Annotated in this window: 18 protein-coding genes; 17 read left to right on the top strand and 1 reads right to left on the bottom strand. The window is 59.5% G+C overall.

What is annotated here, in order from left to right:
* The first annotated feature begins 95 nt into the window (after nt 1-95).
* From E4K64_RS25520 to E4K64_RS25505, 4 genes are all read left to right on the top strand, one after another.
* Nucleotides 96-431: a hypothetical protein gene (locus tag E4K64_RS25520; RefSeq protein WP_135165971.1), complete on the top strand. Its 336-nt coding sequence runs from the start codon at nt 96-98 to the stop codon at nt 429-431.
* Nucleotides 432-439: 8 nt separating this feature from the next.
* Entirely contained in the window at nt 440-2,623 is a 2,184-nt protein-coding gene (locus E4K64_RS25515; protein WP_167772254.1) for a bifunctional DNA primase/polymerase, read from the top strand.
* Nucleotides 2,624-2,936: 313 nt separating this feature from the next.
* Nucleotides 2,937-3,302 carry a hypothetical protein gene (locus E4K64_RS25510; protein WP_135165969.1) on the top strand — a complete coding sequence of 122 codons (366 nt, stop codon included), beginning with the start codon at nt 2,937-2,939 and terminating at the stop codon, nt 3,300-3,302.
* Nucleotides 3,303-3,621: 319 nt separating this feature from the next.
* Entirely contained in the window at nt 3,622-3,825 is a 204-nt protein-coding gene (locus tag E4K64_RS25505) for a hypothetical protein (protein ID WP_135165968.1), read from the top strand.
* Nucleotides 3,826-3,839: 14 nt separating this feature from the next.
* On the opposite strand, the gene E4K64_RS25500 is transcribed toward E4K64_RS25505, so the two are convergent.
* Nucleotides 3,840-4,478 (bottom strand): hypothetical protein, encoded by a 639-nt coding sequence (locus E4K64_RS25500; protein ID WP_135165967.1) that lies wholly within the window; start codon nt 4,476-4,478, stop codon nt 3,840-3,842.
* A 173-nt stretch (nt 4,479-4,651) separates the two neighbouring features.
* On the opposite strand from E4K64_RS25500, the gene E4K64_RS25495 reads away from it, so the two are divergent.
* From E4K64_RS25495 to E4K64_RS25435, 13 genes are all read left to right on the top strand, one after another.
* Complete coding sequence (locus E4K64_RS25495) at nt 4,652-5,263, top strand: DUF6362 family protein (protein WP_135165966.1); 612 nt, start codon at nt 4,652-4,654, stop codon at nt 5,261-5,263.
* Between the two features lie 645 nt (nt 5,264-5,908).
* A complete protein-coding gene (locus E4K64_RS25490; RefSeq protein ID WP_135165965.1) occupies nt 5,909-7,156 on the top strand; it encodes a hypothetical protein in 1,248 nt (415 codons plus the stop codon).
* Between the two features lie 21 nt (nt 7,157-7,177).
* Entirely contained in the window at nt 7,178-7,459 is a 282-nt protein-coding gene (locus tag E4K64_RS25485; RefSeq protein ID WP_135165964.1) for a hypothetical protein, read from the top strand.
* Nucleotides 7,460-7,580: 121 nt separating this feature from the next.
* Nucleotides 7,581-7,904, top strand: a complete 324-nt coding sequence (locus E4K64_RS25480; protein WP_135165963.1) for a DUF5681 domain-containing protein — start codon at nt 7,581-7,583, stop codon at nt 7,902-7,904.
* Nucleotides 7,905-9,212 carry a PBSX family phage terminase large subunit gene (locus tag E4K64_RS25475; protein ID WP_135165962.1) on the top strand — a complete coding sequence of 436 codons (1,308 nt, stop codon included), beginning with the start codon at nt 7,905-7,907 and terminating at the stop codon, nt 9,210-9,212.
* Nucleotides 9,205-9,399, top strand: a complete 195-nt coding sequence (locus E4K64_RS25470; RefSeq protein WP_135165961.1) for a hypothetical protein — start codon at nt 9,205-9,207, stop codon at nt 9,397-9,399. The genes E4K64_RS25475 and E4K64_RS25470 overlap by 8 nt, the downstream gene beginning before the upstream one ends.
* The gene (locus tag E4K64_RS25465) at nt 9,396-9,683 is read left to right on the top strand and encodes a hypothetical protein (RefSeq protein ID WP_135165960.1); all 288 of its coding nucleotides are present in this window, start codon (nt 9,396-9,398) and stop codon (nt 9,681-9,683) included. Before E4K64_RS25470 ends, E4K64_RS25465 begins: the two co-directional genes overlap by 4 nt.
* Nucleotides 9,680-10,342 (top strand): portal protein, encoded by a 663-nt coding sequence (locus E4K64_RS25460; RefSeq protein WP_235884782.1) that lies wholly within the window; start codon nt 9,680-9,682, stop codon nt 10,340-10,342. Before E4K64_RS25465 ends, E4K64_RS25460 begins: the two co-directional genes overlap by 4 nt.
* Nucleotides 10,342-12,060 carry a portal protein gene (locus tag E4K64_RS25455; protein ID WP_235884781.1) on the top strand — a complete coding sequence of 573 codons (1,719 nt, stop codon included), beginning with the start codon at nt 10,342-10,344 and terminating at the stop codon, nt 12,058-12,060. The genes E4K64_RS25460 and E4K64_RS25455 overlap by 1 nt, the downstream gene beginning before the upstream one ends.
* A 477-nt stretch (nt 12,061-12,537) precedes the next feature.
* A complete protein-coding gene (locus tag E4K64_RS25450) occupies nt 12,538-13,272 on the top strand; it encodes an FkbM family methyltransferase (protein WP_235884780.1) in 735 nt (244 codons plus the stop codon).
* Nucleotides 13,269-13,448, top strand: a complete 180-nt coding sequence (locus E4K64_RS25445; protein WP_135165958.1) for a hypothetical protein — start codon at nt 13,269-13,271, stop codon at nt 13,446-13,448. The genes E4K64_RS25450 and E4K64_RS25445 overlap by 4 nt, the downstream gene beginning before the upstream one ends.
* Nucleotides 13,445-14,779 carry a tetratricopeptide repeat protein gene (locus E4K64_RS25440; RefSeq protein WP_135165957.1) on the top strand — a complete coding sequence of 445 codons (1,335 nt, stop codon included), beginning with the start codon at nt 13,445-13,447 and terminating at the stop codon, nt 14,777-14,779. The genes E4K64_RS25445 and E4K64_RS25440 overlap by 4 nt, the downstream gene beginning before the upstream one ends.
* Complete coding sequence (locus E4K64_RS25435; protein WP_135165956.1) at nt 14,757-15,053, top strand: hypothetical protein; 297 nt, start codon at nt 14,757-14,759, stop codon at nt 15,051-15,053. The genes E4K64_RS25440 and E4K64_RS25435 overlap by 23 nt, the downstream gene beginning before the upstream one ends.
* Nucleotides 15,054-15,150: the final 97 nt, after the last annotated feature.

Below are 15,150 nucleotides of genomic sequence, written 5' to 3'. Positions count from 1 at the left end.
AGAACAGCGCAGACAAGCGGGGCAACGACTAAATGTCGAGGCCCCGCAATGCGGCTCAGCGCCGCCTAGACGAGCTTTCGTCTGCGAATGATCGCATGTCGCAAGCCGACAAAAAATTTTTTGAAAGGTTTCCAGGCCGGCGCCATCGCGTTCGCCTCGCCCACAAGGCAGAGGTAGAAGCCGGCGCCGTCGTCAACGGAATGAATCCTACACGCCTGCCGAACGAGTTCAAGCATTTTGTTGCGGTGAAATCGCTCTCGCCGGATTGCCGCTTGCGCGTTGGCTTCATCGGGCTTGAAGGCTCAGAAACCGACGTGAGCGAAGCCGTTGCCAAGGCAATTTTTGAGGCCGCGAAGTCGGACCAGCCAAGAGCCGCAGCGATAGAGGAAAAATTCACGCGAGCCTTAGCGAACCTGGGGGGCTCGCGATGAATGCGCCCTTGACCATTCAAGGCAACATGCTGCTTCGCGCCGCTCTCGATTATGCCGAGCGTGGCTTTCCCGTCTTCCCGTGCAGTCCCAAGGACAAAAGGCCGCTCGTCCCGAGGGAGATCGATCCTCACACAGGCAGTCCGATTGAGAAGAGCGGAGGCCTCTACAAGGCGACGACGGACGCGCAGCAAATCACAACGTGGTGGACCAAGTGGCCCAACGCGATGATTGGCGTTCCAATGGGGCCGAAGGCCGGAATTTGGGCGATCGATCCTGACGCGCCGAAAGAAGTCGGCGCCGCGGATGGCCGCGAATATCTCGCGAAGCTTCAGATCCAACACGGTGATTTGCCAACTACACACACGCATCTGACGCCAGGCGGAGGGAAGCATATGCTTTTCCGTTGGCGGGACGACAAGCCGATCACGAACAGAGAGGGCGCCCTGAGTAAGAAGGGCATCAACGTTCGCGGCGATGGTGGCTATCTGATCTTCCCGCCCTCGCAATTCTTCGACGGGAAACATTACGAGGTTGAGGAGGAGTTTTATAGCTTCCACTTCGCGGACGCTCCAGACTGGCTCTACAACCTGATCCTCGCCCAACCCGAGCCGAAGATTTCCGACCGTGCCCTTGCGACGGTGCGCCGGCCTGAACGCTCCGATGGCGCCGATCGTTCGGCCTACGCTGAGGCCGCTCTTGATGGCGAAATTGGCGAGCTCTCCTCCACGTTCAAGGGCGACCGCAATAACCGGCTAAACGTTTCGGCTGTGAGCCTGGGAACGCTTGTTGCAACGGGGCTCCTGGACGAGGGCCGCGTCATTGACGGGCTCATTTCGGCTTGCGCCGCGAATGGTCTCTTGCAAGAGGATGGACGGTCGCGCTGCATGGCGACGATCAAAAGCGGGTTGAGTTACGGGCTGCAGCATCCCCGCTCAATTCAGGAGCGGGAATATCGTTCCGTGCTGAGCGGCGGGCCGATTGCCGATTACAGCAAGGCTCTACGGGCGCCATCCGAAACGGGCAACGATGACGCAGCCGAGGCCCACAAGCCGCCTGCAATCGTTGCCACGCCTTACAAGCGCGTTGACCCTAAGACAATCCCGCTTCGTGATTGGATTTATGGGAGCCTGTTGATCCGCAAATTCGTGACCGCGACCGTTTCGCCGGGCGGCATTGGCAAGTCGTCACTTGTCACAGTCGAGGCGCTGGCGATGGCGTCGGGCCGCGGGCTCCTCGGTGTCAGCCCCAAGCGCCGCATGAAGGTGTGGCTCTGGAATCTTGAAGATCCCCAGGAGGAGACGGCGCGCAAGATCGAAGCAGCGGCCCTCCACTACGGGCTCAGCGAAGACGAAACGGACGGCTATCTATTCGTCAATAGCGGACGCGACACGCCGCTTGTGATGGCGAAGGAACTCAAGGGCGGGGCCTTCATCTTGGCGCCCGTGGTTGACGCGCTGGTTGAGCAGTGCAGGGCCAACGCAATCGATGTGCTCGTTATCGACCCGTTCGTTTCCTCGCATGAAGTGGGCGAGAACAACAACACGTTCCAGGATATGATTATCAAGGAATGGGGCCGGGTTGCGGAGCGCGCCAACGTCGCGGTGCATCTTGTGGACCATACCCGCAAGATGAGCGGCGGCGAGACCGAGATAACAACGGAAAGCTCCCGCGGCGCGAAGGCCAAGACGGACGGTTGCCGCGTGGTCCGCGTCGTCAACCGCATGACCGACGCTCAGGCAGTGAACGCCGGCATTGAAAACCCGCGCATCTATTTCCGGACATTCAACGACAAGGCCAATCTGGCGCCTCCGGCCGACAAGTCCGATTGGTTCAAGCTCGAGAGTGTGGACCTCGGCAACGCGCCGAGCCATCTGCAATTCGGCGATAGCGTCGGCGTCGTGACGACCTGGGAATGGCCCGACGCTCTGGAGGGCGTGAACGGTCCGATTGTCGATCGCGTCTTTGAGGAGATCAAGGGCGGGACATGGCGCGAAAGCAGCCAGTCGCCGGAGTGGGTTGGCATCGCGGTTGCCCGGGTGTTGGGCCTCGACGTGAATAAGAAAACGGACAAGGCCCGTATCGCCGGAATGGTCCGGACGTGGCGCGCTGCCGGCTCGCTTGTCGTGGTCGAGGGCAAGGACGCCAAGGGCAAGCCGAGACCGTTTATTGAAGTGGCGGAGCACGACGAATGACGTTCCGGCATGGTCTCTCCACCACCTCGCAAGGTGGAGAAATGCAGGTGGAGAGTGGAGGTAAGCAGCCTCTCCACCTAGAGCCCCAAGGTGGAGAAAAGGTGGAGAAAGGTGGAGGAGCAAAACCCTCAAACCACCACCTCCACCACCACCCTGTAGGGGGTGTGGGGGTGGGGTGGAGGGAAGAAAGCCGACAGGGTGGCTTAAATCGCAGGTGGAGAACGGGTGGAGACAATGAGGCGTGGCAGGGGTGCCGACCGAGATTGCGTGAGTTGCTTTCTGAGTTGAATGAGCCACAGCCACAAAGGACCACATGAGCACCCAAGCGACTTCTGAAACTGCCAAGGAAATCAAGACCGAGACGATGCAGAACCATGGCGCTGAGATCCGAACCGCTATCGTCGTGCATCACCCGATGCACCATGACGACCGTTTCGATTGGTCGATCAACAATGAGGACGTGCTTTTGGCGGAACAGCGCACAACGGCGGTCTACGTCAACCGCTGGGGCCAGGCGGTAATTCGGCAGGAACGGAATTGGGACGAGGAGTCCGACCCGTTCATGACGATTGACCACAAGCACTTGCCGACCGTGATTGAGCGATTGCAGGAGATCGCCAGGGCGCCACTCAATCGCGACGAACCCGACTCGGGCGAGGCAACGGGAGGGCTCCGCTAATGGAGGCCCGCGATTATCCGGACAGCCCGGGATACAAATCGGCCGGCACGTCTCAGGAGGCCGCTCAGGCCATTGCGGGGCACGCCAAGACGCTCAGGGCTCGCGTGCTGGATGCCATCACGTCCGAGCCTGCCGGCCTCTCTGCGGACGCTGTAGCGGACAAGCTGGGGGCGTCCATCTTATCCGTGCGCCCGCGCGTGTCCGAGCTCCACAGGGCAGGAGACATTCGCCGCACAGAAACTCGAACCCGCAACGCCTCGGGCATGAATGCAACGGTGTGGGTGGCCGCGCCGCCGCTCCAGGGACCGGCAGCCGCAGAATGAACGCGTACACAAGACCGCCGAAGCGGGGAGAGCGGACCCCGCTTGCCGAGGAGCAAAAGCGTTTCTTCTGGAGAAATTACGGAATGATCGCGCTCCAGATCGATGACCCGGCCCTGTCTTGGGACGTGCGAGAGATCCTTAAACGCTTCATGGAGCGGCGCTACGGCGCTTATCGGCAAGGAAAAAAGGATGGAGTGTGATGAAGTCAGAACTCTCACCGGTCGAACAGTTTCACGTTCCGTCCCTCGGAGCTCAGGCCCGCTCCATAGGAAGAAAGTTGTTTGTGCAGAACCTTCGAAAGTTCAGCAAGATGCTCATGCGCCCGGATGATTTTCGAGATTATTTTTGGAGCGCCGCCATCCGTGTCAGGGAGCCAAGCGGGGTCTTTTGGATCGATAATCGAAAAAAGCTGAATGTCGTAAAACGCTGCTCGAGCCTGTCCGACGTTGTAAACGATGCTGGAAGGCAGGTGCTCAAGGTTCTCCCACGTCTCCTCGAGCTCCCTTGTGAACAACGCCTCCAATCTCGTCAGATTGAAGTGTGGTGGTTGGCTCCGAAGCTGCGAGAGATTGAGCGCGACTTCCATCCCAATCACGTGCATGGCGAACTGCAGGCGAGTAGCAATCCCAAATTTGCGGCGCAGGTCAGCGTCGCTAACGACGCTCCGATCATAGTCTATCCTCGCCATCACGCCTTGATAGGCGATCACCGCGCCACAGAAAGCGACTATCGCAGCAATCGTTGTTTGCCAGTCTTTGAGATGAAAGGAGTCTTTGGAGCCTACAATGGCTAGAGCGAGGAGCAATAAGCAACCAACGGCCGTCGCTATTCCCGGCCACTCTCCCTTCCTCACGGAAGCCTCCCTTGCGGCTTAAAGATACATCACAGCCGACCGTCTGTGTCGGGCATCGGTATCATGCCGCGGCGACATCGATTGTCAAACTTGTCACCAACCCGTCCGAGTGCGGCACCCAAAAGGTTAGTCGTCTCATTGATTTGCTCATTGACAGCAGAGAGGACCAAGACTTGAGCAACAGGCTTCACGCATCACTGAAAGCCGCCGTCAAAAGATCAATCGTTGTTATGGACGCCATGCTAGATCCCGAGCGGCGTTTTCTGAGGCCGGCAAGCGCCATGGCCTCGCTTTGGGCTCAGGCGATTGACCAGGCAGAGGAGGCTTACGGCTATTCGCAGACGCGGGTTCGCTTTGTCCCCAGCGCCCGCGAGATCGCGCAAGCCGACACTGTAGCCGCTTGGCTGAGCTGGTTGGCGCGGACCAAGGGGCGGGAGTGCATCCGCCTCCTGACTTCCTGGGCGCGCGAAATGCCGATTTGGAAGATAGCGCAATTTGAGCGCTGTTCGGAGCGGTCGGTTCACAACCGGATTGACCGGCTCATTGCCGCCATTCTTGCCGAGTTCGGCGGGCCGGCACTTGCGGTCGGTATTCCGGAAATGAACGAGCGTCCAGGCCGCGCGCATCCGCCCAACTTCATGGTTGAACGCCCGATGGAGTCGGATGGCTCCGGAGTCCTGCATGCCCGGGTGTGGATTGGCGGCGTCGGATTCATGAAGAACGGGAAGCGGCTGCGCAACGGCCAGGAGAAGATCAGCGAAAGGATGCTCGCCCATGCCGGTTGATCTTGAGAGCTACAGATCCGCGATGGGTTCTGCGCTGAGAAGCCAAGGCTACGCGTGCGTTTTCATTGCCACCACAACGGTGGGCAACCCGTGCCGTTTGAACTACGCCACGGATCTCCTGGGCGCCGTGAAGCGGTTGCGGCGGACCTCTCCCGCTCAGCTCGTCATCGAGGAGGTAGTTTGGCTGCCTGATCGCGGTATGGCGATGATGGTTGCCGAGAGCGTCAGGGACGATTTGGAGGGCCATCTAGTCGCAGGCGGATGGCTCAATCTGCCGGCCGCGCAAGTCGCTCAGGCTGTGCGCTCTGCAACAGAAAGGCAGCATCCCGGTGTGATCACCTTCGCCCATGATCAACTCATGTCTAGGTGGGCGCACGGACAAGCTCAAGGCCGGGAGCGGAGACGTTCGCGACCATCCAGGCGCGCACGAATGAAGTTGTCCGAGGCTCGGACATCTTGATGCTGTCCAAGGTTCGGACAGCTTGCCCTGAGTCAACTTGTCGCAGCATTAAATGCGGTTTGGTACAAAAAGGACTTGCGGTGCAGTCGCTACCCGAATATAACCCTGCAAATCACATCCAATGCCGAATTACGCCCTGGGCCTCTCGCCCGGGGCTTTTTCGTTTTGACCTACCGGGGGAGCGCATGACCGCAAGGAAGTGTCCCCCGATCGGGCGCCCCCGCAAGTGGAAAGATGCGGATTGGGACGCTGCAATTAAGTTCTTTGAGACCACGCTTCACGGTTCGCTCAAGAGCCTAAGCCCGCCTGATCTGCCAAATTATATCGTCGTCTGGAAGCGTGGGCGGACGGATCGGCGCGTTCGTGAGCTGCTCGCTGCGGCGACGGAACGCCGATGTGCCGCAATGGTTGCTGCCGGTTTGCGGACTGGCGAAGGCAAGCGCGCTAGCGGCACAAAATCCGTGACATTCGCCACGGTCGAGAAGTTCGGCCGGGGGCTGAGATACAGCGACGAGGCGTATTCGGAATATCTCGCCAGACTCGAGGCTGACGAAACGGCCGAGAGCCTGGGGGAGGCGCAGAAGCTCTATTGGCCGGGACTGCCGACGTTTCATTCCGTGATGCGTCGCCGCCGCCAACAACTGCAAAGCATTCTATCCGGAAAGGGCTTTGTGGGCCGGGGCGGGCGCCCCCGTATATTTGAAGAAGAGGTTTACGCGGAGGCGATCCGCTTCCTTTCGACCATGAGCCTGACTGAGTATGCAGATCATCGGCAGGCTGTTGGGGCCTTGCCGAGCGCTCAGGCTATCTTGAGGCGCGCGGCCCGTGATCCGGAGTTCGCAAGGGAGCTCTATAGCAAGCGTCCCAAGACGGAGGGTCTTTCGTACCGCTACAGTAACGAGGTTTACGAGGCGGCTATCTCCAAGATCGGGGCGCACGGGTGGAGCGCGTACCTTGAGGAGTGCAAGCCGGGTGTCTGGCCCAGTTTGAATGCCATTTACAAGCGAGCTCGAGGCGACAAGGAATTTAAGGCACGTCTGAACGGCAAGACCCGCGAGCGCTTCCGCCTCAAGCGCGAGTTGAGGGCTCTGACAGCCAGGCGACAGAAGGTCGCTCTTGCGCGGCCTGACGGGCAGCTTGGATTTCTGCTTTTACAGCAGGACGCCTACCGCATGGCGGACAAGTTCGTCCCCAGGCACTACGCGCGGGAAGATCGTGACGACATCAAGTCGGACATTGTTGCGGCGGTTCTGGCGCGTGAGCTCGAGATTGACGAGATTGGCGACAATGCCAGTTGGTTCATCAGTGAGCATTTTCGCGGGGGCGTGTTTTCCTCGGGCAAGTTCAGCTCGCTTGACGCGCCGGTCTATGACGACAGTAGCCTGACCTATGTGGATCGTCTGAGTTCCGACGATTACAGCCATATCGGCTAGTCCATGTTTCGGGCTGGGGACATGGCGAAGATAAGCGGGCGCATGGTGAAGGTGTGCTCAATCGACGGCTACAGCGCGGAATGCGTCTGGTTCGATCATCGTGGCGAGATCCACGCGGCGACCGTTGACGTGGGGGCGCTGGCCTCCATTTGGGTAACGCCCAAATCGATGTGGCCGGAGATCAATGAGATGCCGGATTTCTTGGTCGCGGAGCTGGAGGCGAAGGCTGCCGAAAGGCGTCGCGCGAAGCATCGGAAGCCAAGGCAAAGCAGGCGAATCAAGCGTGGGCCCGATGCCCAATAGTATTAGAGGAGCGGAGAAGGCCGGCTAGCCGGTTGATCTGCACTAATGCCCTCGGTCAAGGCGAGAGCCTAAGCCGAACCCGCAAAACAGTGTGACATCAAACCGATAGTTGTGCAGAACCATGGTTTTCCAGCCAGGAAACCGGGCGAACCCCGGTGGCCGTCCGAAAGAGAAGAAATTCACTGAAGCATTGCGCCTAGCGCTCAATGACGAAGTGGAAAGCAACGGCCAGAAGACGACCAAACTACGCGTCATTGCCGATAGGCTTGTCTCTGAGGCTATGAATGGCGAGAGCTGGGCAATCCAGCAGGTAGCGGACCGGATCGAAGGCAAGCCCGCGCAAGCGATCGTCGGCGGTGACGAAGACGACAACCCGATCAGGCTGGAGAAGATTGTTCGCGAGATCGTCCGCGCTCCGGTTCGTGACGCAGAACCGCAAGGCTAAATGCCGGCGCTGCATATTCCAACGGCCGAAGTCTTCGAGCCGTTGCTTAAGCCTGCCCGCTACAAGGGAGCGAAGGGCGGGCGTGGCTCGGGGAAGTCGCATTTCTTTGCCGGCCTCCTGGTCGAGGACAGCGTAAGAGAGCCGGGAGACTTCGGAGAAGGGCTGCGGAGCGTTTGTATCCGCGAAGTGCTGAAAGACCTTAAGGACAGCGCCAAGCTCCTGATTGAGGACAAGCTAGCGCAGTATCGCTTGGGCGAGGCTGACGGCTTCAAGGTCTATCGCGACGTTATCGAGACGCCGAAAGATGGCCTGATCATCTTCAAGGGGATGCAGGACTACTCGGCTGAGAGCATCAAGTCTCTGGAGGGCTTCGGCCGCGCCTGGATCGAGGAAGCGCAAACGTTGAAGGTCCGGAGCCTATCGCTCCTGCGACCAACGATCCGCCGCGAGCGTTCGGAGATTTGGGCGAGCTGGAATCCCCGGCGCCGGCAAGACGCGATTGATGATTTTCTAGTTGCCCATAAGCCGGATGACGCGGAGGTGGTCACTGCCAATTGGCAGGATAACCCGTGGTTTCCGGACGTGCTGGAGAAGGAACGCCAACACGATTTGGCGAACTATCCGGAGCGCTACGGGCACATTTGGGGCGGGGAGTACGCGACCATTTACGAGGGCGCCTATTACGCCGGCTTGCTGGCGGACGCGAAGGCCAAGGGACGCATTGGCGTAGTCGCCGCGGACCCGCTGTTGCCGCTTCGCGCGTTTATCGACATCGGCGGCGCTGGAGCATCAGCCGACGCCTTCACGATCTGGATTGTCCAGTGGGCGGGGCAGCAGATTAGGGTTTTGGACTATTACGAGAGCCGCGGGCAGGTGCTCGCGTTTCATGTGAATTGGCTGCGCAAGAACGGCTATCAGGATGCAATCCTGTACCTGCCGCATGATGGCGTGGCGACGAACAACGTTACCGGCAAGCGCTATGAAGATCATTTGCGTGAAGCCGGGTTCAAGGTTGAACCGCCGATCAAGAACCAGGGCCGTGGCGCTGCTATGATGCGCGTCGAGGCCTTGCGACGCCTCGGGCCTCAGTTGTGGTTCAACGAAGCCACGACGGAACCGGGCCGTGAGGCGCTGGGCTTCTATCACGAAAAGAAGGACGAGGCGCGCAACATTGGGCTAGGGCCGGACCATGATTGGTCCTCGCACGCGGCGGACAGCCTGGGCCTTATGGCGATCGCCTATGAAGATCCCGAGCGGACCGCGGGCTTTAACGCCAAGATCGACTATCCGGACCTTGGCTATGTCTGAGCATCGCTTGAAGGTTCGGGATGACTATTACGTGCCAGCGGTGGCCGGCCGTGACGGTGAAGTCGTGCGACGCTTGAAGGGCTCGGAGATCTATATCGCCCGCATTGATGGGCTGACGACGGGTTACGGCTCGAGCCGCAACGAATGGACTTTGACCAGCGCCGATTTTGATTGGCTGGAGAAATGAACGTCAAGCAAGTTGCGGTGCATTTGCGCCGTCCGAGCAACAACGACCCGGGCCAGGTGACGACGGCCTATTACGTTCTCAACGGTGACGAGCTCGTTATGACGCGCGGCGACGGAACGCCGGTTGATCCGGAGCGCTTTCGCCACAAGCTCAGGCCCGGAGACGACCCGACAGCCATTGCAGGCGCGCTAGGCAAGCAGGTTCGGCGCGAAGCACTCAAGATCACGGAAGAGCAGGAACGTTTTTACGCTCCGCTCGACTACGGAGATTCTGATTTCATATGAGCGATGACGAGGGAATGAAGGAAGAGAAGGGCGAACAGCCGAAGCGCATGGACCTTGGAACGCTCCAAACCATGTTGAGCGCTGAGAAGGCGAACGCGCTTGCCGGCCTGAATGCGTCCTCCCTCGCGTCCGAACGTGCTGACGCCATGGCCTATTATCTCGGCGACATGGAAAAGGACATGCCGTCTCAGCCGGGTCGGTCCAAGACCGTTTCGACCGACGTTGCGGACGTGGTTGAGGGCCTTATGCCCCAGCTTATGGATATTTTCGCCGGCTCTGACGAAGTGGTCCGGTTTGAAGCCATTGGCCCCGAGGACGAGGAAGCAGCTCAGCAGGAAACGGATTACGTCAATCACGTTTTCATGCAGCAAAACTCAGGCTTCATGATCCTGTACTCGTTCATCAAGGACGCGCTGTTGCAAAAAACGGGCGTGGTCAAGGTGTGGTGGGATGAACGGGAGCAGGAGACCCGAGAAACCTATTACGACATGAGCGAAGAGCAGTTCGCTCTACTCGCCCAGGACGTTGCCAACTCCAACGGCGCTATGGAGATTGTCGCGCATACCATGCGAACCCCTGACGGCTCGGTCTCTGTCGAGATGACGAAAGAGCCGGAGCGCCAGGACGAGGCCCCAGCCGACGGGGAAGCGATTTACTGATGGCTGACATGGCGACGATGGAAAACGGTTCTCCGGCGGAACAGTTTCCGGCCGCCGGTGGGCTGCCCGCGCCGGCTGACGCGCTTATGGTACATGACGTAACGATCGTCACAACGCGGAAGCTTGCCCAGGCGAAGGTCTTAGGGGTGCCGCCCGAGGAATTTGGCATCGAACGCGACGCCCGCGGCATCAAGGACTGTAACTATTGCTTCCATGAGATCGTCACCAAGACCGAATCGCAGTTGATCGCAGAGGGCTATGACGAAGATCAAATCAAGGCGCTCTCTCCCTATACCGGCCGGACCGATATCGAGACCATGGAGCGCGATACGGTCGAGGAGCACAGCGGGGCCGGTAATGGGCTCAACAGCGCCTCTCGCCTGGTCAAACTCACTGAGCACTATATCCGCGTAGACCTTGAGGGGACCGGCCGGCCGTGCCTCTATCAGGTGATGACCGGAGGCGATCAGGGCGAGATCCTCCGCAAGGACGGCAAAGAATGCATTGAGCCGTTTGACACGATCCCGTTTGCCGCGACGACGCCGGTTCCGATCCCGCATCGCTTTGTTGGCCGGTCGATCGCTGACCTAGTGATGCCGCTCCAGCGCGAAAAGACCGCGATGAAGCGTGGCGCGCTCGATAACCTTTACCTCCACAACAACCCGCGGGTTGAGGTTGGCGAGGACAAGGCCGGCCCGAGCACGATCAATGACCTTTTGGTTTCGCGCCCCGGTGGCGTGGTCCGCACCAAATCGGTAGGCGCCCTGAATTGGCAGACGACCCCGGACGTATCCGGCTCCGTTTTCCCGATGCTGCAGTATTTGGATGCCGAGCTGGAGACCCGGACGGGCCTTTCCAAACAGTCTCAGGGCATCGATGCCAACGCGTTGCAGAATCAGTCCGCGACCGCCGTTGCCCAGGTTTTTAGCGCCTCACAAATGCGCGTGAAGCTGATTGCGCGCATCATGGCGGAAGGCGTGCGGGATATCTTCTCGCTTCTGCATGGCACGATCCGCAAGCACGGCCAGCAAGTGCAGACGGTTCGGCTTCGCAACAAATGGATTGAGGTCAATCCGCGCAACTGGAAAACGCGCGACGACATGACAATCAACGTCGGCCTCGGGACCGGCAGCAAGGCACAGCAATTCGCCCAGACGATGGCGATTGCCAACGTTCAGAAGGAAATGATTGCCGGCGGGAAGATCAACCTTGTTGGCGACCGCGAGCTCTACAACACGGCTGCCGAGCTGACCAAGATCATGGGCCACAAGAACCCTGATCGGTTCTTCAAGGACCCGGACGAGAAAGGGCCGGACGGCCAGCTCGTGAACCCGCCTCCACCTCCGCCGCAGGACCCGAAGGTGATCGAGGCGACCGCAAAGGCCCAGCTCGAAATTCAGCAGATGCAAGGCAGGATGCAGATTGAGCGCATTCAGGCGGAGGCTGACATTGCGGTGCAGAACCGCAAGGCTGAATCAGAGATGGCTATTGCGCAGATGAAAGCGCGGCTCGATGCGCAGCTAGCGTTGCTGCAATACGGTCTGGACGAGAAGTCGCACGCCTGGAAAATGGTCCTCCAGGGCGTGCAGATGGAGCACGACGAACGCCGGCACCAACACGATTCCGAGCGCGCGGCGATCGATATGCTTGGCAGGGCGATGGACCATGAGGCGCGGCAGACTCAGCAAGAGCAGCCGCAAAACAATGGTGGCGAATGAAACTGACCGATAGCGAATTGCGTCTGGAGTGCTTGCGGCTGGCAACCTGTTCGGTGAAGCCGTCCGAAAGTGGCAAGAGCAATGGCGCCCTTGAGGTTGCATCCAAGTTTTACGAGTTCATGAAGGGCGCGGAGATCGCTCCGAGGGCCGCCCGGAAGTCGCCTAGCCCGTCTGCCCTGAATGCCAAGGCGCGCAAGACCATGGCGCGCGTTGCATCCGCCAGAGACCGCGCGAGGGGGGCCAAGTGAACGCGGGGCGCTGCGAAGACTGCAAGCACTGGCGGAGCCATAAGGATCGTCACGTCCCGGACGAGTGGGGAGACTGTGACAATCCCGAACTAAACGCCCGGGGATATGACGACGCTACTTCCGGGCACAATGTCGAAACGCTGCCGAGCTTCGGTTGCGTCCAATTCGAGGCCAAATGATAGCCTTTTGCCTTGTCTCCTCCGACCACGGGCCAATGCTCGTCAATCGGATGGACTACAATCATACGCACACTGGCGACTTTTACGGCGTCGGTGCGCAGATCATGGAAAACGGGTGTTACGATCCGTTGGACGTGGCGAACCTGAAAAATCTCCTCAGGTGGCGCCACAAGTATTTCGGTGACGGCGTGATGGCTCTGGACGGCGGCGCCAACATTGGCGTGCATACTGTCGAGTGGGCGCGGTTCATGCGTGGTTGGGGTTCCGTGTTGGCTGTGGAGGCCCAGGAACGGGTTTTCTACGCGCTGGCGGGAAACATCACCCTCCAGAATTGCCACAACGCACGGGCCTTGTGGGCAGCGCTCGCGGACGTACCGGGCGAATTGTCCTTTCCTGAGCCTGACTATACCCAGCAAGGGAGCTTCGGCAGTTTCGAGCTGAAAGCCAGGGCCGGCACTGAATACATTGGGCAGCCGATCGATTACGGGAAGCCAACCACAACGGTTCGGCAGATCATGATTGACGGCCTCGGGCTGGAACGCTTGGACCTTCTCAAATTAGATCTGGAAGGCATGGAAGCTGAGGCGCTTGACGGGGCACGCGAGACGATCGCGCGTTGTCGGCCCATTCTCTTTATCGAGACGATCAAGTCAGACGGTGACGCGATCAGCGCAGCGCTCCGCAGTGAGGGCTACCGGGTGTTTGCGGACCGGATGAATACCCTTGCCATCCATGAGACGGATGGAACGTTGCAACACATTCAGACCGTCAAAGAGGCCGCGTGAGCATTTTCGAGCTTACCATGGCCGGCTTGCCCGGCTTGACTATGGACTATGAGGACGGCGGACGCGTTCAGGTTTTCAAGTCGGCCGGGCGTGAGGTTCGCGTTCCCGGCGATGCGACTGATGCCGAGATCATTGCGGCGTTCCGCGCGCTGGACGAAAAGGACGTGGACGCGTGAACGTCGATCGTTACCGCGCCCATGCCGCGAAGCTGGTTCGCAACCCAAACGATCCGGTTGCCCTGGTTGAGCAGTTCTCCAACATTTCGGAAGCGCTGGAGAACGGCCGGCACTATCTGCCGATCGCGCGCCGGGCTTACGAGATCGCGCCGACCGAGCTTAGCCCGGTTTTCAACTACGGCTCTGCGCTGCATCGCGCCGGGGAGTTCGGCAAGGCTAAGGATTTGTATCTGCGATGCCTCAAGATGGCAGACGCGGATTGGCTGCCGAAGGTTCTGCATCATTGCGGCGTCGCCTATCGGGCATTGGACGAGAACGAAAAGGCCGCGGACTACTACCAGAAGGCCTATGATATCGATCCGAACCCGGAATACCTCAAGGATCGGGCGCTGGCGCTGTTGGCTTCCGGCAGGCTGTATGATGGCCTCAAGGCCTATGAGATACGGCGGGAGTGCGCCGAACGGAAGTTCAAGCGAAACGGCGGCCAGCTCGTCGTTCAGCAGAAATTGCCCGATGGCGTGCGCCATTGGCAGGGCGAGGACTTGAACGGCAAGTCAATCGTTGTCTATCATGAGGAAGGTAGCGGCGATTTCATTCAGTTCTGCCGGTTCATTCCGAAGCTGAGGGCGCTAGGTGCGGCATCCATTTACATTTGTGGGCCTGTTCCTAACCTGCTTGATCTTGTCGCGGACAATATCGCCGTGGATGGAATCGTTCCTCTCTCCGGCCCGTTTGATTGTGACTATGTTATTGGCAGCATGTCTCTGCCTTGGCGCTGCGGTCTTGATTATCCCGCGGTTCACGGCAGGCCGTATTTCAAGGCGGAAGCGGCCAAGATCCCGCTGAGGGGCAAGCTCAACGTTGGCTTGGTGTGGCGCGGTAATCCCGCCTACGGGCAGGACGTTCACCGCTCAATGGCTTTCTCTGAGTTTTGCCCGCTGTTCGATATGCCGGACGTGGCGTTCTACTCGCTCCAGGCCGGCGCCCCGAGCCTTGAGGTTACGAACCTCGGGCTGGACGGGTTCGTGGCAAATCTCGAGCCCATGGCCCACAACTGGCGCGAAACGGCAAAGCTCGTCCAGGCGCTGGACGCGGTTGTCTCGGTCGATACGGCTGTTGCGCATCTTGCCGGCGCTCTCGGCAAGTCCGTTTTCATCCTGACCACGAACGCCAGCGATTGGCGATGGAATAGGCGGAGCCGCAAAACGGTTTGGTACGATTCCGCGCAAGTGATCCGGCAGAAAAAGCAGGACGATTGGCGGCCCAGCATCAACACGGTGCGGGAAGGCCTGAAATGGATGACCGAGAATGAACGAAGACGAGTTGCATAGCGCCGCTTCGCGCGGCTCACATGCGGAAAGCCTGCTTAAGGACGAGTTGCTGAGCGAGTGCTTTGCTAAGCTGGAAGAGGCCTACGTTGCGGCTTGGCGGTCAACCAATTTTGACGACGTGGCCGCACGCGAAAAGCTTTTCGTTGCTATCAACGTAATCGGCAAGGTCAAAGAGCACTTGGGCACAATCGCCGCGCATGGCGAGCTCGCTAAGGCCGAAGTCGAAGAGATGATCAGAGTTGCCGAGCGAAAGAAGCGGTTCGGCATCTTCTGATGACGACAGGAAAACCGGGCTTCTCCATTCTGTTTTTGGAGTGCCCCGGCAGCGATCCTCTGGCGCTAAAGCGCTACATGGACCGCGAAGGTTTTAC

Origin of the sequence: Bradyrhizobium frederickii, from assembly GCF_004570865.1 — a bacterium.
Lineage (GTDB): Bacteria > Pseudomonadota > Alphaproteobacteria > Rhizobiales > Xanthobacteraceae > Bradyrhizobium > Bradyrhizobium frederickii.
This window is presented reverse-complemented; position numbering and strand designations above follow the sequence as displayed.

What these genes read in the sequence shown, in the direction of transcription:
- E4K64_RS25475 (WP_135165962.1), top strand. Translation starts at nt 7,905, where the DNA reads ATGCCGGCGCTGCATATTCCAACGGCCGAAGTCTTCGAGCCGTTGCTT.
- E4K64_RS25490 (WP_135165965.1), top strand. Translation starts at nt 5,909, where the DNA reads ATGACCGCAAGGAAGTGTCCCCCGATCGGGCGCCCCCGCAAGTGGAAA.
- E4K64_RS25460 (WP_235884782.1), top strand. Translation starts at nt 9,680, where the DNA reads ATGAGCGATGACGAGGGAATGAAGGAAGAGAAGGGCGAACAGCCGAAG.
- E4K64_RS25520 (WP_135165971.1), top strand. Translation starts at nt 96, where the DNA reads ATGTCGCAAGCCGACAAAAAATTTTTTGAAAGGTTTCCAGGCCGGCGC.
- E4K64_RS25485 (WP_135165964.1), top strand. Translation starts at nt 7,178, where the DNA reads ATGGCGAAGATAAGCGGGCGCATGGTGAAGGTGTGCTCAATCGACGGC.
- E4K64_RS25450 (WP_235884780.1), top strand. Translation starts at nt 12,538, where the DNA reads ATGGACTACAATCATACGCACACTGGCGACTTTTACGGCGTCGGTGCG.
- E4K64_RS25510 (WP_135165969.1), top strand. Translation starts at nt 2,937, where the DNA reads ATGAGCACCCAAGCGACTTCTGAAACTGCCAAGGAAATCAAGACCGAG.
- E4K64_RS25470 (WP_135165961.1), top strand. Translation starts at nt 9,205, where the DNA reads ATGTCTGAGCATCGCTTGAAGGTTCGGGATGACTATTACGTGCCAGCG.
- E4K64_RS25465 (WP_135165960.1), top strand. Translation starts at nt 9,396, where the DNA reads ATGAACGTCAAGCAAGTTGCGGTGCATTTGCGCCGTCCGAGCAACAAC.
- E4K64_RS25480 (WP_135165963.1), top strand. Translation starts at nt 7,581, where the DNA reads ATGGTTTTCCAGCCAGGAAACCGGGCGAACCCCGGTGGCCGTCCGAAA.
- E4K64_RS25505 (WP_135165968.1), top strand. Translation starts at nt 3,622, where the DNA reads ATGAACGCGTACACAAGACCGCCGAAGCGGGGAGAGCGGACCCCGCTT.
- E4K64_RS25455 (WP_235884781.1), top strand. Translation starts at nt 10,342, where the DNA reads ATGGCTGACATGGCGACGATGGAAAACGGTTCTCCGGCGGAACAGTTT.
- E4K64_RS25435 (WP_135165956.1), top strand. Translation starts at nt 14,757, where the DNA reads ATGAACGAAGACGAGTTGCATAGCGCCGCTTCGCGCGGCTCACATGCG.